Genomic DNA, 20,412 nt, shown 5'->3' on the forward strand with positions numbered 1-20,412 from the left:
TATTCTTTGTTATACTCTCATATAATCGCCCTGCCATTCTTTTACAGCACGTTTGATCTCTCCAGGAGATAGGTTCTTTTCTTATTGTTTTGTGTTCCCATGAGATAAATGTAAATAATTTATTCACGCGCTCACCCTGGATGGAGCCACACCATATGCTTTCTTAAACACAAATGAAAAATGCGAGAGATCCTTAAACCCTACTTCCAGGTATACATCTGTAGACTTCCAACCCTTTTCTTTTATCAGATAATAAGCATCTTCCAGTCTCTTCTGCTGTAGCCACTTACCCGGTGTGGTATGAAATACCTTTTCAAAATCTCTTTTAAATGTCGCCAGACTCCTCCCTGTCAGGTACGCAAACCGGCTGATATCCACATTGAATTTATAATGCTCATTCATATAGGCTTCCAGGTCGATCTTTCCCGGTGCACTAAAATCAAATAACAAATTCTTCAGCTCAGGTTTTAATTGCAATAACAACATGGCTGCTTCCTTCACTTTCATCATCGTCAATATAGGGCTATGTACACCCTGGCCATCTATATAAGGCTGCAATGAATCCCTGTAGTGCGTCAATAATTTATGCTCCGGTAAATGAAAATTCCTTTCACCCTTAAAAATACCATCTGCTTTTACACCTGTTTCCTGGCTTAAGCTATGCAGCAGTTCCTGGTCCATTCTAATACCTACAGTCTTAAAATCGCCGCCAGTAGCAGGGGGGATCTTGACGAACTTGGCTAACTGGTTCCTGGCAAAGAAGCGGAAATCGCCTGCTTTAAATGCATAATGCTTACCATCCAGAAACACATCCTGGGTACCGGCAACCACGTACCCCAGTACATGCTCCCCGATGAAATTCTCGCCTTCCCTGCTTACCTGGTGATAACAGGATACCAGTATTCTATCCTTTTCTAACATACGCTATCATTAAGACCAGCAGGGCTTACACATCCCTGCCGGTTTGTATATTATCCTTTGATGATCGTCTTAGGTTCTACGTATTCTTCCAATCCAAAGGTACCATATTCCCTGCCGATCCCTGATTGTTTAAACCCACCAAATGGTGCCATGGGATCATGTTGCAAACTATTCACCATTACTCTGCCAGCTACTATCTGCTCAGCCACTTTCCAGGCCCGCGCTTCATTTGTACTGCTTACATATGCTGCCAGTCCGTAAGTGGTATCATTCGCCATGGCGATCGCTTCTTCCTCTGTTTTGTATGTCAATACAGAAATCACAGGTCCAAAGATCTCTTCTCTCGCAATCTTCATATCAGGTGTTACATTAGCAAACACGGTAGGCTTTACAAAGTTACCACCCTCTAATCCTTCAGGATGACCAGGACCACCAGCCAATACTTCGGCACCCTGTTCTATGCCTGATTGAATATAACTTTGCACACGTTCATATTGTTTTACACTGACCATAGGGCCGATGGCGGTATTGGCATCTGTAGGGTCACCAACTTTTGTAGCTGCTACGGCGTGTTTCAATAATTCCTTCACTTCATCAAAACGTGTTTCCGGTACTAACAATCTTGTACCTGCGATGCATGCCTGCCCACTATTCATAAAACCTGCGGCAACTGCCATAGGAATGGCGGTGCTCAGATCGGCATCATCCAGGATAATATTCGGAGACTTGCCACCCAGTTCCAGTGTTACTCTCTTCATAGTATCCACCGCGGCTCTGGCAATGGTCTTGCCGACAGCAGTAGATCCGGTAAAGGAGATCTTGGCTACATCCGGATGACGGGTTAGTTCAGCACCCACTACATTTCCCAAACCATTTACAATATTGAAGATGCCTGCAGGCAATCCCGCTTCATGAAAGGCTTCCAATACTACCTGTGTTTGCAGGGCACTCATTTCACTAGGCTTGATCACTACTGTACAACCTGCGGATATCGCAGTGGCTAACTTACCACAAATGTAATTTGCATTTGCATTCCATGGGGTAATGATGCCGACTACTCCCAGGGGTTCCATTCTTACCTGGGAACGACCTGCTTTGCGTTCAAATTCGAAATCATACAATACTTCCTGTGCATGGAGGAATGCTGCCAGCGCCATTTCGGTACTTGCTTTAGCACGGGATACCGGTGCGCCATATTCTTCAATAGTTGCAGCGCTGAGGTCATCGATCCTTTTGTGCAGCGCGTCGTGTAGTTTTTGTAAATATTTAATCCGGGTAGTCCGGGAAGATTGTGAAAAGGTTTTAAACGCTTCCTTTGCGCTGGCAATGGCTAATTGTGCATCGGTTTCGTCACCGAGTCTTACCTGGCCGATGAGTTGGTTGGTAGCCGGATTGATCAGGTCAAACATTTCCTGTCCGTGAGGAGTAACAAAGGCTCCGTTGATATAAATTTTATCTATCGTTTTCATAATTGATATTTTGATAGATCAAAGGTAGGACGGGAAGGGGGTATGCTGTTTTGTTCTAAAGCTCAGATTTGTTTGTTATAAGGTTCATTCTCCTTTCAGCAACCTGTTCAAACTTCTTACACTGATGCCCATATACCCTGCGAGGTCTTGTTTTGTAAATTCAATCTGCTGTGCAGCCAGCATTTTCTGTAATTGGGGGAGTAATTCTGCCATGGTATATAATTGCTGACGGGCCATCTTCACCGAAGAATTCGCTACCCGTGTAGCCAGCAAGCGCAGTACGAGTGTATTGAAAGCAGGTATGGTTTGTAAAAAGTATTGAAATTGGCCAACCCCCATTGCGTATAACACAACAGGGGTCACCGCATCTACGCTGCAGACTGTCTTAGTGCCCCGGATGGCTTCTACCTCTCCCAGCATTTCTCCTTCTCCCAGGAATTCCAAGATATATTCCTTGCCATTCTCTTCCGTGATCAATGGTTTCACCAGGCCCGATTTAATAATATATACCTGCAGGATCTCCTGCTCCTGGAATATAAAGCGTTGGCCGGCATCAAATTGCCGGATGGTGATGGCAGCTCCTGCCGCAGGCAGCATATTGTGGATCAGTTGTAATAAGTCAAGGTTTGTTTGAATCATGTTGTAAATTGGGACAAATGTCCTGCGATTAAGTTTTACCTAAGGTAAATTTACATTCTCAAATGAATTTATGAAAATACTCATCACTGGCAGCACCGGACATCTTGGCGAAGCATTGGTAAGAACCCTTGCTCCGCAGGGTCATGACATTGTTTCTATAGATATACAGGCTTCTTCATTCACTACGCATACGGGTAGTATTGCCAATCCTGTACTTATACAGGAATGTATGAAAGGTGTGGATATTGTGTTACATACAGCTACGCTACATAAGCCTCATGTTGGCACGCATTCCCGCCAGGAGTTCATTGATACTAATATCACAGGTACTTTGCAATTGCTGGAAGCGGCGAGTGCCAACAAGGTAAAGGCATTCATCTTCACCAGTACGACCAGTGTATTTGGCGATGCCTTGATTCCCCCTCCGGGAGAGCCGGCAGCCTGGATCACAGAAGAAGTAGCACCGCAACCCAAGAACATTTATGGGGTTACGAAAACTGCTGCAGAGGATCTTTGCCAGCTTTTTTACCGTAATCAAAAATTACCCGTACTTATTTTGCGTACTTCCCGTTTCTTTCCGGAACAGGATGATAATAAAGGGATGCGTGATGCATTTGCAGATGATAATCTTAAAGCACTGGAATACCTGTATCGTCGTGTAGATGTGGAGGATGTGGTGTCTGCGCATATTGCAGCCATGCATCGTGCACAGGAGATTGGTTTTGGGAAATATATTATTAGTGCAACGACGCCTTTTACAACAGCAGATCTGCCTTTATTAAGAGCACATGCACCGCAGGTAATACAAGGAATATACCCGGAGGCGGCGGGTATCTTTGCGCAGCATAACTGGCAGTTCCTGCCATATATAGACCGCGTATACGTGAATGAGAAAGCGCGTAGGGAATTGCATTGGCAACCACAACATGATTTTGGTGCTCTGCTGCAAAAACTAAAACAGGGTCAAAGCATCAAAAGTAAACTGGCTGATGTGATAGGGGCGAAAGGTTATCACAGCGAGTCTTTTTCCGAGGGGCCTTATCCTGTTCACTAAATAAAGAAGCCTGCATTTGTTCAATGCAGGCTTCTTCATTATTATAAAAATCCTTATTATCATACAACATCTTTGCTGATCACCGTCCAGTCTTTATTTCCAAATCCTTTTGCGATCCACTCATCCATCACTTGTGCTACTACAGGTATCACGTTCAGATTCGTACCAGCTTTAGCGGTGCTATCGATAAAGATGCCTGCATCTTTTCTTGCCATATTCAGTTCCCATGATGGATCGTCGTAAGGTGCAGACAAGATCCTCTTTAAGCGGGAAGTGACACCCATACCAGGATTCCAGTCTGCCAGCAGGGTCAGGATATCATCTCCATTTACACCCAGTGCCTTGCCTACTGACAGCATATCCGTGAGGCCCGCGGTCAGGCATATTAAAAATGAATTACCCACCAGCTTCATCGCAGCGGCTTTCCCGGTTTCTTCGCCAAAGTTCAGCAGCTTACCCGTCATCGGAGCTAACACGGGCTCCAGTTTATTCACAACAGCCTGATCACCTGATACGAGCATATAGCCAGAGCTATCGAGTGCATTGCCAGGGCCCATGAACACAGGTGCGTGCAGGTAAGTAAAACCTTTGTCTTTCCATTCTTTAGTACGTGCCACCGCACCTTCTACGGTAGTGGTAGTATGATCAATGATCACGGTGCCTGGTTTAAATCCCGGTGCAGCGGCGGCCAGTACTTCATTCACAGCTGCGTCATCTTTTACGACTATATGTACATAATCAGCACCCTTCACAGCATCTGCCACATTGGTAAAAGCCTTTGCGCCAAAAGCTTCCAGTGCGGTAGCTCTTGAAGTGGTTCTGTTCCATACCTGTACCTGCTCTCCTTTGTTAATTAAAGCCTTCGTGAAATTTGATCCTAAAAGGCCCATACCTAAGAATGCTCTCATAATTTCCGTTATTTTTAATGAAGTTACGAAATTTCATTTGTTAGACTTGTTGGGTAATGTAGTTGTGTACCAGTTTAAATTTTCCATTTTTAAAAATCACCCAAGCCCCGCCTGCCTAATTAAATTCAAAAGTTGTAGTTTGATTCCCCTCAATTATATTCCTATCTTAGCACTCATGTTAAAGTTTAGTTTAAAGTATTTTTTGCTGGCCCTGGCACTTTTTATTACAGAGGTATTGATAGCCCTATATGTACACGACTCCTTCATCCGCCCATATGTAGGTGATTATCTCGTTGTTATTTTTATTTATTGCGTGGTGAGAAGTATTTACCAGGCACCGGTAAAGCCTGTTGCCGCAGGGGTGCTAATCTTTTCTTACCTGATTGAGATGGGGCAATATTTTAACCTGGTGGGGATGCTTGGGTTACAACATAACAGGGCAGCCAGGATTATTATAGGCACCAGCTTTGCATGGAGTGATATTGTGGCGTATACTTTAGGTATACTGACCGTGTTACTCGTGGAGAAAAAACGATAGTATACACGAAATTCTATTTTTGTTTGCTGACGGCATGGATGATACCATTGCTAACCCATGCCCAGTCTAATGTGGGATCTGCGATAGCCTGCGCGTAGCACCATTAAGACCGGAGGCAATGACGGTGTTGGCTACTATTAAAAATGATACGAGTTCACTGGTGCAAAAAGCGGAGGCATATTATAAAACTGATTACGGACTTGCGCCTTATATTCCTTAATTTTGGGTATATTTTTTATACCAATGAAGATAACCCATACCTTACTCCTGCTGTTTTTAACCTTCTCAGCAAAGTCACAGCAACTATTCTGGCGTATTACTGGCCCACATACGCCACACCCATCATACTTATTAGGTACTACCTATAGCACCGGGCCGGCTGCTTTTAATTTTAACGATTCGGTATTGATTGCTTTACAGCAAGCGCAGGGCTTTGCAATGGAGGTGGATTATGACTCGCTCTTTGAGGGGATAAGACGGGCAAAGTATGAAGGAGAAGAGGAGGAAGGGAATCCAATACGTGCTTACCTTAGTAAAGAAGAATACGACTTTGCCGATAAGCTGGTATATGAAAAGAATCACCAGCATATCGAAGATTTTCATTCTAAACACCTGGCGGTTATTGCTTCCCGGATCACGGGTGAAAATCTGCTGCCATTGGTAGGTGATGAATATCCGCAATTCTGGCTTTCTCTGCAAGCGGATAAACTAGGTAAAACTACCTATCATTTGGAGAAAGTGAAGAACCAGCTGGACTTACTTTTTCCTAAAACGGTCACGCCTGGATTTAAAAAGGAGTTCCTCATTAAAATAGGATATCTGAAGACGGATGGTTCTGCTCCGGATCTGCACCTGGAAAGTCGTGATGAAGAGATGGCTGTAAACTTCGCAAAGCATTTCGAAACTGAATCTGTATTCGCAGCAGTAGATAGTGTGCATATTTCAGGTTTGGTAAAACAATTGCGTCAGCAGGGATATACGGTGACTGCCGTGAATGCACCTACGACAGCAATTGCAAAGCAGGAACGTGAGAAATTGGATAAGATGACATGGTTTACACTGAATAAGAAAGAAGAGGGATTTAGTGTGGAACTGCCTTTTTATCCTAAACAGGTTAAATCTGATGGACGGACTAACGAGCGATATTATATTGGCGGTGATAATTCAAGTGGAGGTATAGTTGCCATCCAGGATATCATGGACCAGCGCCTTTCACAGGATACGATATTTAAAAACAACCTTGCCAATTACACCCGGAAATTTAAAGGGGTCGCTATTGCAACTACACCCATTACTTTCAAAGGGCATACTGGTATAGCAGCTTCAGCCGGGGCAAAAGAAGGAATATGGGCACTTCGCATGTTCATTGTAAATAACAGGCTTTTTTCATTCATGTATGGAGGAAAAGACACCAGCAGTCGTGACCGGTTCTTTAACTCAGTAATGTTTTACGATTATACACCACAGGTAGTATATGATACTTTTGCTATTACTAAGGCCGGTTTATCAGTGGTAATGCCCAGCAACAGGTTTGCATATCGGGAAGCAACTTATACAGATACTTACAAGGCTGTAGACAATGAACATCATATTTCCTATTACCTGAACACGTATCTTCCTCCAGCTGGCGGACAAAATGATGATGGACGATTTGAGCTGTTATATCCACCTAAGAGTGTTATTGAAAACTGCCAGAAGACTGATTCCATTAACTATCTAAGAAATGGTTTAGCTGCGTACACAGTAAAATACAAACATGCCGATGGATTGATTTCCCGTAAAGATGTGATAAAAAGAGGCTCTGCAGTCTTTACATTGATTAGTACTTATCATCCTAACAGTACTGATAGTAGCTATGCAAAGCGCTTCTTTAATAGTTTTCAGTTGGCACCATTTCAAAAAAAAGCATCCTGGCAAACATTTACTGACAATGACAGCAGTTTTACCGTGAAGACGCCGGTAAAATTGAGATATAATTCTATGGTAAATGGCTGGGAAAATCTTGTGCCGGATAAAAGAATGATATATGCAGCATGGGATACCGCTACACAATCCAGGTACAGGATCTCAGTTATGTCATTTGAAAAATACGAACAGAAAGGGCCGGCATATACTTCAGAAAACTTCATCACCCCGGATTCCAATCAGGTTGTCATCAATACCAAATCATATAAAGGTATCGTTCCTGCCTGGGAAGTAGAATTACAGGATAAAGATCATCATACAAGAGAATATAGAAAAGCATTCATCTCCGGTCAAACGGCTTATATCATTCAGGCATTCCTGCCGGAAGAGCTGGCGAAATCAGGTGATGGACAACAATTCCTCAGTTCCTTTAGGCTATTAAAGCGCGAAGGTGCTACGCTGCAGGATAATAAACTGGCTATACTGATACAGGATCTGAAAAGCAAAGATGAGGAAGTTGCTGAGAAGGCGAACGAACGCTTTGCTTACTATCATGCAAATGCAGATGAAATACCAATTGTATTAAATGGTATACGTGATACGGCAATTAGTGAAGCAATGAAAGTTGATATCTTCCGTGCATTGGATGAGGTACCTAAAAATAATGTAGTTCATGAAGCAGAGCTACTGTTTTCCACATTAACAGACAATGATGCCAAACTGAAACTACTGAATCTATTGAGTGGATTACCTGTAGATTCTGCCATAAGGGTGTTCATCCGTTTAGCTGCAAAGACAGATATTACAAGTGAAGCATTCAGTAATGACCTGCCATTTAATGATAGTCTTTACTACAGGTATATGCCTGCTATTATTGACACAGCAATTCAACATCCTGCATTTCTAAATGCCTTTATCAATTTCTCATGGAATGATTCTATCTGGTTACAGCCTAAATATGGGTTAAAAAAACTGGTGCCGGTGTTGATAAAGAAATTCTATAGTGAAGCTGATAAATTTTACGCTGGTGAGATAGATGATTATTTCCACTCCCTGAGCAGCACAGCTTATATATTGGCGGCACCAGGTATGCCGGATGATGTGGTGAGAGGTTTTCAAAGGATGGTGACAGATAGTTTCCTGCAAATGCAGTGCACAGCCATTCTGGGGCTTATTAACCAGGGGATTACAGTGGATACAGCTATTATTGGAAAGGTATTACGTAATATAAAATTTGGGCATGAATTGATCAATAACCTGGAGCGGGATCATCAGATTGATGTAATCAAGCCATTACTTACACAGGATATAGTGGCCAGAACCAGCATTGCTGAGAACAAGTTCCTGTGGTTTGAAAACCTTGTGGGGATTGAATTCTTGTATAGTGTACCTGTGAAGGATGAAGTGCTGTTGCTTTATTGCAGGTACAAAGGTCAGCGTTCAAAAACCTATTTTCTATGTGGGCCGTTTTCCAAAGATGCGACTAAACCGGTTCCTTTGCATCCAAGGATAGTACAGGAAATTGGGGATAAATACCCTGATAAAAAAGAAGTAACAGAGAAAGCTTTAGAGCTGTATAATAAATAAATAAGAAAGAAACATCCAGTTGATAAAGAAGCCTGCAGGTGATAATGCCTGCAGGCTTCTTCCTTTTTTTTCAGTCAGAAATAATATCTTTAATTATCTATAACCATCAATTTCGCCAAAATCTGATCTACATGAGAAAATTGTTTTTACTACCCATTGTTCTGGCTTTTTTTGTTGCCTGCCAGAACCGGGTCAATGAAAAGCCCTTTATTGCTATTGAAGGGATTGACTCGACCATCAAGCCAGGAGATGATTTCTATAATTATGTAAATCTAAAATGGTACGATACTGCGCAGATACCACCCAGTCAATCCGGTGTAGGTGCGTATCGGTTTATGAACTATCAGCAACGATTGAAGTTGCAGGGGATACTTGATAGTGTATCAAAAAGTAGTAATCCTGCTGGAAGTCTGGAGCAAAAGATCGGAGATTTCTATGCATCAGGAATGGATACGAATACGATCAATCAGCGGGGTTTTGAGCCACTGAAAGCGGGTTTGTCAAAGATAAATGCGATTGGCAGTGTTTCGGAGATGCTTGTTTTTATAGCAGAACAAACCAAATTGTCCAACTCATCTCTGATTGAATTTCAGGTTTCAGCGGATCAGGATAATAGTAGTATGAATATAGGGCATCTTTACCAGACTGGTATTGGTATGCCTGATAGGGATTATTATTTTAAAACGGATACTGCAACCCTTGCTATACAACAGGCGTATAAAAAATGTATTACTGAGTTGTTTACATTGACTGGAACTGAGGCGGCTTTAGCGGAGAAAAATGCATTACTTGTTTATAATATTCAAAAGCAATTGGCGACGGCGCATAAGACGAATATTGAATTGCGGGATATCAAAAACAATTTCCATAAAATAGCGCTGACGGATTTAAATAAGCAGCAACCTAATATAGGATGGGCGAGTTATTTTCAACACCTGGGTGCTTCTTTCGATTCACTGGATGTAGCACAGCCGGGGTATTATGAAAAACTGAATACCTTGCTCAAAACGGTTCCGCTGGAGGATTGGAAATTATACCTGAGCATAAATTACATTAGCAGTTATGCAGATTACCTGAGCAAACCTTTCGTAGATGTAGCTTTTGCATACAACAAAGCCCTTACCGGGCAGGCGGTGCAAAAAACTCGTGGTGAGAGTATGTCTGGTGTGGTAGATACTTATCTTGGTATGGCATTAGGGCAGTTATACACAAAGCTCTATTTTCCGGAGTCAGCGAAAACCCGTATGCTGGAATTGGTGAATAACCTGCAGAAAGCGTTTTCTAACCGCGTAGATCATCTTGACTGGATGAGCGATAGCACGAAGCAAAAAGCTAAAGAGAAATTATTTGCGATCACTAAAAAGATCGGGTATCCTGATAAGTGGAGGGATTATAAAAATGTGAGCATCGTGAAGGGTAAGTATTTTGAGAATGTAGTATCTGCGGCGGCGAACAATTTCCAATACAATCTCGGCAAACTTGGAAAGCCGGTGGATAAAACAGAGTGGTTCACTACACCTTCCACTGTAACGGCTTATAACAATCCGTATGCAAATGAGATTGTATTCCCTGCCGGCATTTTACAGCCGCCATATTTTGATAATAATGCAGATGATGCACTGAACTATGGTGGTATCGGTATGGTAATAGGACATGAGATGACGCATACATTTGATGACCAGGGCGCACAGTTTGATAAAAATGGTAATGTAAAAAGCTGGTGGACAGCGGAAGACTATGCAAAGTTCAAAGCTAAAACACAACAGGTGGTTGATCTTTACAGCCAGTTCACCGTATTGGATAGCATGCATGTAAAAGGGGCACTTACAGTAGGGGAGAATACAGCGGATCTCAGCGGAATTGCTGTAGCGTATGATGCTTTTAAAATGACGAAGCAGGGGCAGGATACGACGAAGATTGGTGGCTTTACACCTGATCAGCGGTTCTTCTTTTCAATAGCCAGGATCTGGCGGGTAAAGATGAAGGATGAGTATATGAGGTATTGGGTGAATAATGATCCGCATTCACCGCCTATGTGGAGAGTGAATGGGCCATTGATGAACATAGCAGCTTTTTATACGGCGTTTCATGTGCAGCCGGGGGATAAGATGTATTTGGAGGAAGGGAAGCGGATAAAGATCTGGTAAATAGCCAGGATCACTTTTTCATACCTGGCAATTCATAGATCATAAAAAAAGCGCTTTTGCCATTACAGCAAAAGCGCTTTTAGGTTTTGTCAATTACGATTACATCCGTATCAGTTTCACACTTTCTTTACGCGTACCCACAGCGTTAGCAATCTTCACTATCCAGGTACCTACCGGCACCTTACTAATATCCACACTAATCATTTGCGCACCTTTTGCACCTGCTGTATACACCTTTCTCACCACCGGTCCGTTTCCATCCACACTCCACAATTCCAGCACCAGCTGTTCACCAGCTTTCGCCCCTACTTTCACCTGCAAGGTGCCACCCGTAGCCGGGTTAGGATACACTGCCACAGGCACCGCATCGTTCGTTGCTGCAGCTGTAGCCGCCAGCGCCGCTACTTTTGCACTGCTGCTACAAGCACCCAGTGGCTGCCACCAATAATCTGCTGTACCCGGTGTAACATTATACAATCCATTTGCCAGTGATACATACAGGTTACCATTATAGACGACCTTATCACCTGCATTGTACACAGCAGGATAAGGCTGATAAGTAGCCACACCCGCGCAATTACCACCATTGTTGGAAGAACCTGACACTGTAATGCTCACAGCACTACTTGTAGTAGAGGCACCACCGTTATCCGTTGCTTTTGCGGTCAGGGAATAAGTTCCTGCAGCTACGCTTGTCCAGCTATAGGTATAAGGAGAAGAAGTAGCAGTACCCAATAAGGTAGCGCCGTTATAGAATTCAACTTTTGTAATAGAACCATCGGAATCCGCAGCTGTAGCAGTCATACTCACGGATGCAGGAGCTGTATAAGCAGCCCCACCTGCTGGTGAAGAAATGCTTACGGTAGGTGCCTTATTAGTACCTGTTGAAGAACCACAATCACTTACATAAGCCCATACCTGGCCATCACCTGTATGCGTATCGGGTTGTTCATTCTGTGTCCACCATTTAGCTGTATACAATTTATTGTTATACACCACCTGTGCACCACCCAGGTAAACACCTGCTGCCGTCCAGGTAGCTACACCCGCGCAATTGCCGGTATTGCTGCCACCACCTACTACGATGGTCACTGTTGAACTGGTGGTTGTTGCACCTTTGTTATCAGTCGCTTTTGCAGTCAGGGAATAAGTACCTGCTGCTACGCCTGCCCAGCTATAAGTATAAGGAGTAGCCGTTGCTGTACCTAACAAGGTAGCGCCATTGTAGAATTCAACTTTTGCCACACTACCATCTGCATCTGCTGCGGTAGCTGTAATGGAGATAGTTGCACCTGCGGTAAATGTTGCATTGTTTGCCGGAGAAGAAATGCTCACGGTTGGTGACTGGTTACCGCTACCTCCAGTTTTTACAACTACTTCATCATGAATAGCTGACAGCAGTGAATAAGTACCTGTTGCATCCTGGGTCAGTTCCCAGATCATGATACCACTACCCTGGTCATAAGCCAGGTCTACTTTACTCTTCATGGTAGTAATACCATTATACCCCACACCATTATATGTATCTGCATAAGGGCTGGCACCTCTTGCGATCAGCGCAGCATAGCTTTCCCATGAAGGACGGCCATAGAAAGGCACACCTAATACACATTTGGATGCAGGCAGGCCTTTGCCTTTCCAGTAAGATATAGATTGAGAAGCATAGGTATAGGTAGAGTGATCATAATTATTATAATCATACGCCATCAGGTTCAGAAAATCTACCTGTGAAAATACGCTGCTCAGTACACCATCGCCACCTGTACCTACTACAGCGGCAGTGAGTAATTTACCCTGTGCATGCAAAGAAGTGGCAAGGGCTGTCATGAGGGATACATAGTTGTTCGCAGACGTTCCTGCATCCGGATACTCCCAGTCAATGTCCACGCCATCCAGGTTGTACTGGCTCACGAAGTTCATCATGTTCGTAACGAAGTTAGAACGGTAAGTACTGTTGCCCGCCAGTGATTCAAAACCACTGTCATCACCATTGTTCCAGCCGCCGACAGAGATGAGTACCTTTACATTATTGGCATGTGCCAGTGATACAAGGCTCTGCAATTTAGAAGCACCATCAATGGCTTGTAATCCACCTGTAGCCGTAGGCAGGAGGAATGCATAGTTGATGTGAGTGAGTTTGCTGTACTGAACAGCATTCACATCGCCTTGCCAGGAAGGCATGTAGCCGATTACTCTAAACTGTGCCTGGGATAAAAATGAGGCGATAAGTAACAGACAGGATAGTATTCCTGCTCTTATCATTTGTTTTGTTTTCATTCATTTGGTTTTTTAAGGAATGGTTATTAAGAGTTTGCTCAGTAGTCGTGCGGGAAGGGCAACAGTACTATATTTGGGGTAAAAAAAATGCTTCCACCTAATGGCAGAAGCATCTTATATAAAAGCAATTTTCTTTGATTAATACAGGTATCTGAACTTTATCGTTCCTTCTATTTCTTTCAATCCTTTTAGTACCTGCTTGTCATATTCCGCAGTTACATCCGTGATCACATAACCGATCTGGTTGTTCGTCATCAGGAACTGGCTGATGATATTAATACCTCTCTCTGCAAATACCTGGTTCACTTTCGCAATCATACCAGGTGCATTGCGATGAATACCAATCAGGCGATGTGCATTCTCCACTTCCGGCAATTGCAGGTATGGGAAATTACTGCTCTTGAAAGTATCTCCGTTGTTGATAAATTTCGCTACTCTTTTTGCGACAGACAATGGCTTCTTCAGGTTATCAAATACAACGACACCGCGGATGGTGCAGGCATCATAATCGATCATGTCCTTACCATTGCCCAGGTAACCAATTACTTTCAGCTTAGGGGCCTGTTCCAGCAATGCGACATCCACTTTGGTGCCTGCTGCCAGTAAAAGAATACCTGCATCAGCAATTGCCTCCGGGGAGGTCTCTATGGCAAAACCATCTTTCTTCAGGAAGTGAACCGCCTCCTGATCTGCTTCACCCAGTACCACACAGGTAATCCTGTTCTTAGGATAGGAGAGCGCACTCGGTAAGTTATTCACATACAGGAATTCATCAAAACTCGGTGTCACATGGTCTGCTTTCTCTGCAACTGCCTTTCTCTTAATATTCTCTGTAAATGCAAAGAACTTCTTGATCATGCCAAACTCCTTCAGCTGGAAGTCAGAATGCCCGTCGCCAATACCATAGATATCGCCGGCTAATTGCATGTCCTTCAGGAGTTTTACCTTACCACCTTCGTCAGAAAGGGGGTTGGTTTCGTCAAAACCGATGATTTTACCATCAGCATCGAACACAAAAGTATTAGCGTATATATTCTCTTTTTTGATATGATAAGGGAGCACTACCGGGGTGATGAACTCCTTGAAGCCACCGGATACGATCAATACATCGTCTGCATGGTGTTTGAAGAACTTTTTGTTCCTGGAGAAAGAGACGGAAACCTGTTTTTTCAGGTGTTTGATCAGCAATGCCAGATGCTCTCTGCTGGCTTCCAGGAGCTTTACCCTGCCGGAAAGGCTTTCCCTGAATGAGAGTTTCCCTTCCATGGCCAGGTTAGTCAGATCTTCAATCTTTTTGTAGATAGCCTCCCGATCCGGGTGGTCCTGTAATGAAATGCGCGCCAGCTCATCCAATGCTTCGACCTGCGTAAAAGTGCTGTCGAAATCGATAATATAATAGTTTTTATTCACAGATCAATTGGTTTAAAAGCTACGCTCAGTGGGGGTAGCTTCCCAAAACAGGCAATAAAACTACAAATGAAAGTGGAATTTTTTAAGGGAAATTATAAAAGGGCACAAAAAAGCGGGCCTTCACTTTCGTTGAAAGCCCGCTTTTTTAATTAAAAATATTTGCTTAGGCTAAATACTCCTTCAGGGAGATGGTCATGAGGTGCGTCCAGCCACGGCTGAAGCTGTCTGCAGCGAAGTCCGGATGCCTGGGGAAACTATCCAAACCTTCGTGCGTTAACTTTAATTTTGTCTTATCACCTTCGTCAAACAGTTCGAAAGTTACGGTGGAATAACCTTCATAATCCTTGTATTGCCAACTATATTGTAATTTCTGCAGGGGTACTGCAATGGTTACTTCGCAGAGATGAATGTATTGTTCTCCTTTATGGCCCTGGCCGGGAAAACTAAATTTGAATCCGCGTTCTGCTTTAAAATCATCGAGGTTAAAATACCATTGTTTCATCTTCTCCTTGTCAGTAAGGGCCTGCCATACTTTTTCCACAGGCGCATTGAAAGTTTCTTCAATTACAATTACCTGGTTGCTCATTTCTTTTTGGATTTACGGGGTGATGAATTGTCTTCAAGAAAGTTTTTCAGTGCCTGTATTTTAGTTTTCCAGAATGATTCATACTGAGTGATCCATTCCTGTACTTCCTGTAATTTCTCCAGCCTGGCTGCGCAGTATCTTTCCCTGCCTTGTTGCCGGATCTCGATAAGACCGCATTCTACCAGGATCTTTATGTGCAGGGAAATAGCTTGTCTGCTCACATCAAAATTCTCTGCAATGGCGTTGAGATGACGGGGTTCGTGGGCAATCAGGTGAATGATTTCCCGCCGGGTAGGGTCCGCTATCGCCTGGAATACATCTCTTCTGGCTTCCATAAATAAGCAAGCATTTGCTTGCAAATATATGCGCAAGGATTTACTTGCACAAATTATTAAAAAGGGTTTGTATTAAAAAATCCCCCGGCAGTTGTTGTAAGCAACTACCGGGGGATGCTGGAAGTGGCATGCGGCCGCCTTCATTAAAATGATATCTTACTATTTAGTCAATCCACCCACCATTGTGATCCGGCTGCTCACCTTAAACGAGGTATCGGCTATCCTGCCATCACTGATATATAAGCCTGTTTTATACAAGCCGCCTAAATTACCATAAGTAGCGACCACCGTATCACTGCCTACATTACCATACACACTTCCTCCTCTAAACAAATCACATTGCGCATCTGTCACCACTTTTGAGGAAGCATATAACACGGTGTAAAAAAATTCATCCGGCTGGAAAGTCATGATTTCTTTTCCATTATTAATACGGCCTACATGCATCACCTTTGATGAACCACCTAGCACCAGGGCATTGACAGTAGATGAATTTGCATCGGGTACACTGGTTGTTTTACCAGCACCCAATACATTGCCACCTGTGATCTTAAATGTTCCTGAAGGACAATCAATGCCTGAGGCGATGCTGGTGTAAGAATACGCAATCAAAGCACCTCCGGTAATCGTCAGATTGCCATCGGTATGCAAACCATAATATCCTTTGCAACCTACATAACCACCATTGATGTAAATATTCTTCTTCGCACTCACACCAGGATTATCAGCTGTTGCGCTGCTATAAATTACATATGCATCTACATTTCCTTTATTAACCGTCAGATCACCTGCACTCTGCAGCCCCTTACCCAAAGTAGACCTGATATAAATACTACCGCCATTAATATTGATATAAGGATCAGTACCTTCCACTGCAAGTGTAGTCAATCCTAATTTGCGGATATCCACTTCCAGGCTGCCACCATTTACAATGGCTGCACCACCTTCTACCACAATCCCATTTGCACTGTTGCCCACTTTTGCATACCCACCATCTGCAATAAAATTAGCCGTATGAATGCCATCACCCACAGCATCTGCATATAGCTTACCGGAACGAAGGCGCACCCGCTGATCAGAACAGATAGCATGTTGATATAGACCAGATACACTTAGCACACCATCTCCGCTAAAGATCACTGGCCCCTCAGCAAAGAGTGTTCCTTTCTGATCTTCGTTACTGGCGGCATAAACAGCACCGTCTTTCAATGTACTGGTTGTGCCGGCACCCAATACAATGAAGGCACGCTTAGTAGATTGCAGGTTCAATGCAGGACCATCGCTATTCGTAATGGTCACACTATTGAGGTTTACCTTATAATCGTTATTACTATAAATCTTTACGGAACCATCCGTAGTAGTACCTGACAATTCATATTGCACACCGGCTACAGAAGATGTAATGGTTATGTCGCCCAGGTTTTGTGTGATAATGACACCTTTGCCATCGAGCGGATTATTGATCGTCACAGAACTACCGAAGTTAATAGTCACCGTGCTGGTAAACGTAGTATTGTCTACCAGGTCAGCGGCATCAGCACCAGTGGCTGCAGATCCTTCCGGGGTACCGGAAGTAAAAACACTATCCACCATTGAATAGTTGTTATCAGGCGGTACTTCCGCGGATGATTTCTTACAACTGGTAGACAAAGTAAGCGTTGCACCCAACAGGGTTATGCAAAAGGGTAAATAGGATAATTTCATAGGAATAAATAATTCACGTATGTAAAAATAATTAAATTTATCACATTACCTCACCTGGTAGGCCTCTGCTTTCAAAGCTTTGTGAATATCCATCGTACCGAATTGATTGTCATGTATAAATAAATTGCTGATTACCCGGCCCACCCCGTAAATGGCTAGTCCATTCTTTGCCCCGCTCACCTTATTGCCTTCTATAATCGCATCCTGTACATCATTGATCTCGCCACCGGGAGATACCCGGATATAGCTTTTTCCACTCAGCACATTCCCTCTCACCAATGAACCAATATTCAGCCCGGTATAACCAGAACCAATAATATTGATCTGTTGTTCGCCCCGGAATCGATCTTTCTGATCTAACTGTGGCGTATAAGTGCCATCGCTCAATTCACAGTTTACAATATCAATATACCAGTTAGGCTGTCTGCCATAATTCAAATAGGAACCTTTACCTACAATGCCTGCACTGCGTTGCATTTTCAATCCTGCAATCACACAGTTCTGCGCAGAGCCATAGAATTGATAAGCCCCTGCATCGGTAGCCGAGTTATTTACAAAGTAGAGATGATCACGGATAGTGGTGATACTAATTTCAGAACCGGTATCTGGTGGCACCAAAAATGGCTCATCCAGTTCGATCCTATCCATGGTATGTTTCACAATTCTCCTGAACTGACCGGCGCCTTTGCCATCGATGATGAAGAGGCCACCACCAATCCATTTGTTGGCCGCCCACTGAAAGGTCTTGCCATCAGCAGCAAGGGTAATACTATTCCCACTCACACTGCCTACCTTGCCGAAATAGCCGCCACTGCCACCATCCAGGGTCATCACTTCCCTGTCATTGATATAATTGAATGGCGTGATATTCCTGGCTTCGTACAGGTCATAACTTTCATTGACAGTGGCACCATATCCATAACCGTTAGTCTGCTTATGACAATCTTCGAAGATGAGGCCCTGGGGATGGATCTTCATATAGGTCTTTAGACTGCCCCCTGTTTTTTCAAAACGGCAACGCTGGATAAATCCGCTGACACCAATAAAGGAGAACATGCCGGCTGATTTAAACACACAATCTCTTAGTCTGATACCAGGCCCTTTTAGCTGGATACCGGTTTTGTTCCATTTACTATCCAGCTCGGAAACTGCGTTGCCAATATCCTGTAGCACAGTAAGCCGTTCCAGGATCACATGACCATTACCGCTATTCATGATAATGCCGAGTGCACGGCCTGCCTGGATACTGAGGTCTGTAATACCAAAGTGATCGCTGCCACTGAAAAGGGTTTGTGCACTGACAGGTTTAAAATTTAATACCGTTCCTTTTTGTCCTTTTATCATCACGCCCGTTGGGATGTTGAATCCATCTGATAAGACATAGTTCCCAGCGGGGATGTTTACAATACCACCATCGCCTGCAGCACTCAAAGTCCTCTTAAAAGCTTCGGTATCATCCTGCGATCCATCGCCTTTTGCGCCGTATGTTTTTACATTGTACACCTGGGTTTTCCACAGTTCCTTATTCACAATATTGATGGAGAGGGGTGCACTCCAGGCAGTTTTGCCACCTGATCCATTGTGGTAAAACAATTGATATTTGCCTTGCTGAATGGTAGTGGGGATGCTTACTTTCACAGAATAATCATCATACACGCTATCTACTTTTACGGGAATGGTTTTACCTGCATTTATTAGCATCACCTGGCCCTTGCCACCTTTGCGAAACAGGTTCTTTCCCTGAATGCGGAGTACATCGCCCGCAGCGGCAGCATTATAGCCATCATCGCTGATCACCCAATTCACAATCGGTACATTGACATAGAAACCGGAGACGGAGCCTTTATTATCTGTCATGCGGACACAATACACGCCTTGTTGAAATGCAGCTGGAATAATGACCTTGACAGATTGTTCGTTTTGCTGTATTTTATCCACAGCCATCATTCTTTCGCCGGCACTGATTTTACTGCTCTTAGGGTCGGGCAGGTGATCGGCTGCGGGCAATGAAACGTAGCTGGGAGTGGTATTATCGACTCGTTCATCTGCAAGTCTGCCGACTTCGATCTTTGCAACCTGGTCCATGTATTCCCCTCTTATTAACACTGTTTGTCCGGGTGCAGTAGCGGCAGTGGTAACCTGGAAAAGTTGTGGTGTGTGCTGAGCAAATACTGGTAATGAAAAGATAATGGTGGCTAGAAAAAAGAGACGTTGCATAGTGGTAAAGATTATTACTGGTTTCAGTAAACCCGGTCCTATACTATATATGCGCAGAAACTGTGCCACCTGTGCTTACAACAATGAGATTTGCTACCTTTGCATATCAAACCCATCCAAACAATGAAAAGTATAACTGTCTTTTGTGGCTCCAGCAATGGTACTGACAATGTATTTATGGAACAAGCCTTTCAGCTTGGTAAGACCCTTGGAGAAAATAAAATCGGACTTGTATATGGGGGTGCAAAAGTAGGCTTGATGGGAGCAGTAGCAGATGGTGCGCTGTCAGCAGGAGGAACAGTAATTGGAGTGATCCCTGATTTTTTAAAATCAAAGGAAATAGCCCATACAGGTTTGACAGAACTCCTGATTGTAGATAGCATGCATACCAGGAAAATGCGGATGAATGAACTGTGTGAGGGGGTGATAACATTACCGGGGGGCTATGGAACGATGGAAGAGTTTTTTGAAATGCTGACCTGGGCACAGTTGGGCCTGCATAAGAAACCGATTGGCATACTGAATATAAACGGGTATTACGATGCAATGATCACCCTGGTGGAGACGATGGTGGAGAAAGGTTTTTTGAAGGAGGTCAACCGGGATATGCTCTTGATAAGTGATGATATTGATACCTTGTTGGAGAAGATGAGGAACTATGTGCCGCCGGTAGTAGGAAAATGGATTAACAAAGAAGAAGTATAATGCTGATGGT

The 20,412-nt window shown here is 43.6% G+C and carries 16 protein-coding genes; 5 read left to right on the forward strand and 11 right to left on the reverse strand.

Features of this window, described 5'->3' with window-relative positions; genetic code table 11:
• Nucleotides 1–9 precede the first annotated feature (9 nt).
• From U0033_RS33430 to U0033_RS17600, 4 genes are all read right to left on the reverse strand, one after another.
• On the reverse strand, nucleotides 10–57 hold the full coding sequence (locus tag U0033_RS33430; RefSeq protein ID WP_407654247.1) for a hypothetical protein: 48 nt from the start codon (nucleotides 55–57) through the stop codon (nucleotides 10–12).
• Nucleotides 58–123: 66 nt separating this feature from the next.
• On the reverse strand, nucleotides 124–921 hold the full coding sequence (locus U0033_RS17590; protein WP_072363570.1) for an AraC family transcriptional regulator: 798 nt from the start codon (nucleotides 919–921) through the stop codon (nucleotides 124–126).
• A 50-nt stretch (nucleotides 922–971) separates the two neighbouring features.
• Nucleotides 972–2,390 (reverse strand): aldehyde dehydrogenase family protein, encoded by a 1,419-nt coding sequence (locus tag U0033_RS17595; RefSeq protein ID WP_072363569.1) that lies wholly within the window; start codon nucleotides 2,388–2,390, stop codon nucleotides 972–974.
• An 84-nt stretch (nucleotides 2,391–2,474) separates the two neighbouring features.
• On the reverse strand, nucleotides 2,475–3,029 hold the full coding sequence (locus U0033_RS17600; protein ID WP_072363568.1) for a Crp/Fnr family transcriptional regulator: 555 nt from the start codon (nucleotides 3,027–3,029) through the stop codon (nucleotides 2,475–2,477).
• Nucleotides 3,030–3,099: 70 nt separating this feature from the next.
• On the opposite strand from U0033_RS17600, the gene U0033_RS17605 reads away from it, so the two are divergent.
• On the forward strand, nucleotides 3,100–4,083 hold the full coding sequence (locus U0033_RS17605) for an NAD-dependent epimerase/dehydratase family protein (RefSeq protein WP_072363567.1): 984 nt from the start codon (nucleotides 3,100–3,102) through the stop codon (nucleotides 4,081–4,083).
• Nucleotides 4,084–4,142: 59 nt separating this feature from the next.
• Here the strand turns inward: U0033_RS17605 and U0033_RS17610 are convergent, their stop codons facing one another.
• Nucleotides 4,143–4,991: an NAD(P)-dependent oxidoreductase gene (locus U0033_RS17610; protein WP_072363566.1), complete on the reverse strand. Its 849-nt coding sequence runs from the start codon at nucleotides 4,989–4,991 to the stop codon at nucleotides 4,143–4,145.
• Between the two features lie 175 nt (nucleotides 4,992–5,166).
• On the opposite strand from U0033_RS17610, the gene U0033_RS17615 reads away from it, so the two are divergent.
• The 3 genes from U0033_RS17615 (at nucleotide 5,167) to U0033_RS17625 (ending at nucleotide 11,168) form a co-directional block, all read left to right on the forward strand.
• Nucleotides 5,167–5,529 carry a ribosomal maturation YjgA family protein gene (locus tag U0033_RS17615; protein ID WP_072363565.1) on the forward strand — a complete coding sequence of 121 codons (363 nt, stop codon included), beginning with the start codon at nucleotides 5,167–5,169 and terminating at the stop codon, nucleotides 5,527–5,529.
• A 243-nt stretch (nucleotides 5,530–5,772) separates the two neighbouring features.
• Nucleotides 5,773–9,021 carry a TraB/GumN family protein gene (locus U0033_RS17620; RefSeq protein WP_072363564.1) on the forward strand — a complete coding sequence of 1,083 codons (3,249 nt, stop codon included), beginning with the start codon at nucleotides 5,773–5,775 and terminating at the stop codon, nucleotides 9,019–9,021.
• Between the two features lie 131 nt (nucleotides 9,022–9,152).
• The gene (locus tag U0033_RS17625) at nucleotides 9,153–11,168 is read left to right on the forward strand and encodes a M13 family metallopeptidase (protein WP_072363563.1); all 2,016 of its coding nucleotides are present in this window, start codon (nucleotides 9,153–9,155) and stop codon (nucleotides 11,166–11,168) included.
• 99 nt (nucleotides 11,169–11,267) lie between these two features.
• Here U0033_RS17625 and U0033_RS17630 read toward each other — a convergent pair whose 3' ends face one another.
• From U0033_RS17630 to U0033_RS17655, 6 genes are all read right to left on the reverse strand, one after another.
• Complete coding sequence (locus tag U0033_RS17630; RefSeq protein ID WP_177318671.1) at nucleotides 11,268–13,445, reverse strand: glycosyl hydrolase family 18 protein; 2,178 nt, start codon at nucleotides 13,443–13,445, stop codon at nucleotides 11,268–11,270.
• 138 nt (nucleotides 13,446–13,583) lie between these two features.
• Nucleotides 13,584–14,855 (reverse strand): HAD-IB family phosphatase, encoded by a 1,272-nt coding sequence (locus U0033_RS17635; protein WP_072363561.1) that lies wholly within the window; start codon nucleotides 14,853–14,855, stop codon nucleotides 13,584–13,586.
• Between the two features lie 163 nt (nucleotides 14,856–15,018).
• Nucleotides 15,019–15,441, reverse strand: coding sequence for an SRPBCC family protein (locus U0033_RS17640; RefSeq protein WP_072363560.1), 423 nt, complete (start codon nucleotides 15,439–15,441; stop codon nucleotides 15,019–15,021).
• Nucleotides 15,438–15,776 carry an ArsR/SmtB family transcription factor gene (locus U0033_RS17645; RefSeq protein ID WP_072363559.1) on the reverse strand — a complete coding sequence of 113 codons (339 nt, stop codon included), beginning with the start codon at nucleotides 15,774–15,776 and terminating at the stop codon, nucleotides 15,438–15,440. Before U0033_RS17645 ends, U0033_RS17640 begins: the two co-directional genes overlap by 4 nt.
• A 159-nt stretch (nucleotides 15,777–15,935) precedes the next feature.
• On the reverse strand, nucleotides 15,936–17,480 hold the full coding sequence (locus U0033_RS17650) for a carbohydrate-binding domain-containing protein (RefSeq protein ID WP_072363558.1): 1,545 nt from the start codon (nucleotides 17,478–17,480) through the stop codon (nucleotides 15,936–15,938).
• 45 nt (nucleotides 17,481–17,525) lie between these two features.
• The gene (locus U0033_RS17655) at nucleotides 17,526–19,697 is read right to left on the reverse strand and encodes a glycosyl hydrolase family 28-related protein (protein ID WP_072363557.1); all 2,172 of its coding nucleotides are present in this window, start codon (nucleotides 19,695–19,697) and stop codon (nucleotides 17,526–17,528) included.
• 123 nt (nucleotides 19,698–19,820) lie between these two features.
• Here U0033_RS17655 and U0033_RS17660 point away from each other — a divergent pair, with 123 nt between their 5' ends.
• Nucleotides 19,821–20,402: an LOG family protein gene (locus U0033_RS17660; protein ID WP_072363556.1), complete on the forward strand. Its 582-nt coding sequence runs from the start codon at nucleotides 19,821–19,823 to the stop codon at nucleotides 20,400–20,402.
• Nucleotides 20,403–20,412 lie beyond the last annotated feature (10 nt).

The sequence above is a fragment of the Chitinophaga sancti genome (assembly GCF_034424315.1).
GTDB lineage: Bacteria > Bacteroidota > Bacteroidia > Chitinophagales > Chitinophagaceae > Chitinophaga > Chitinophaga sancti.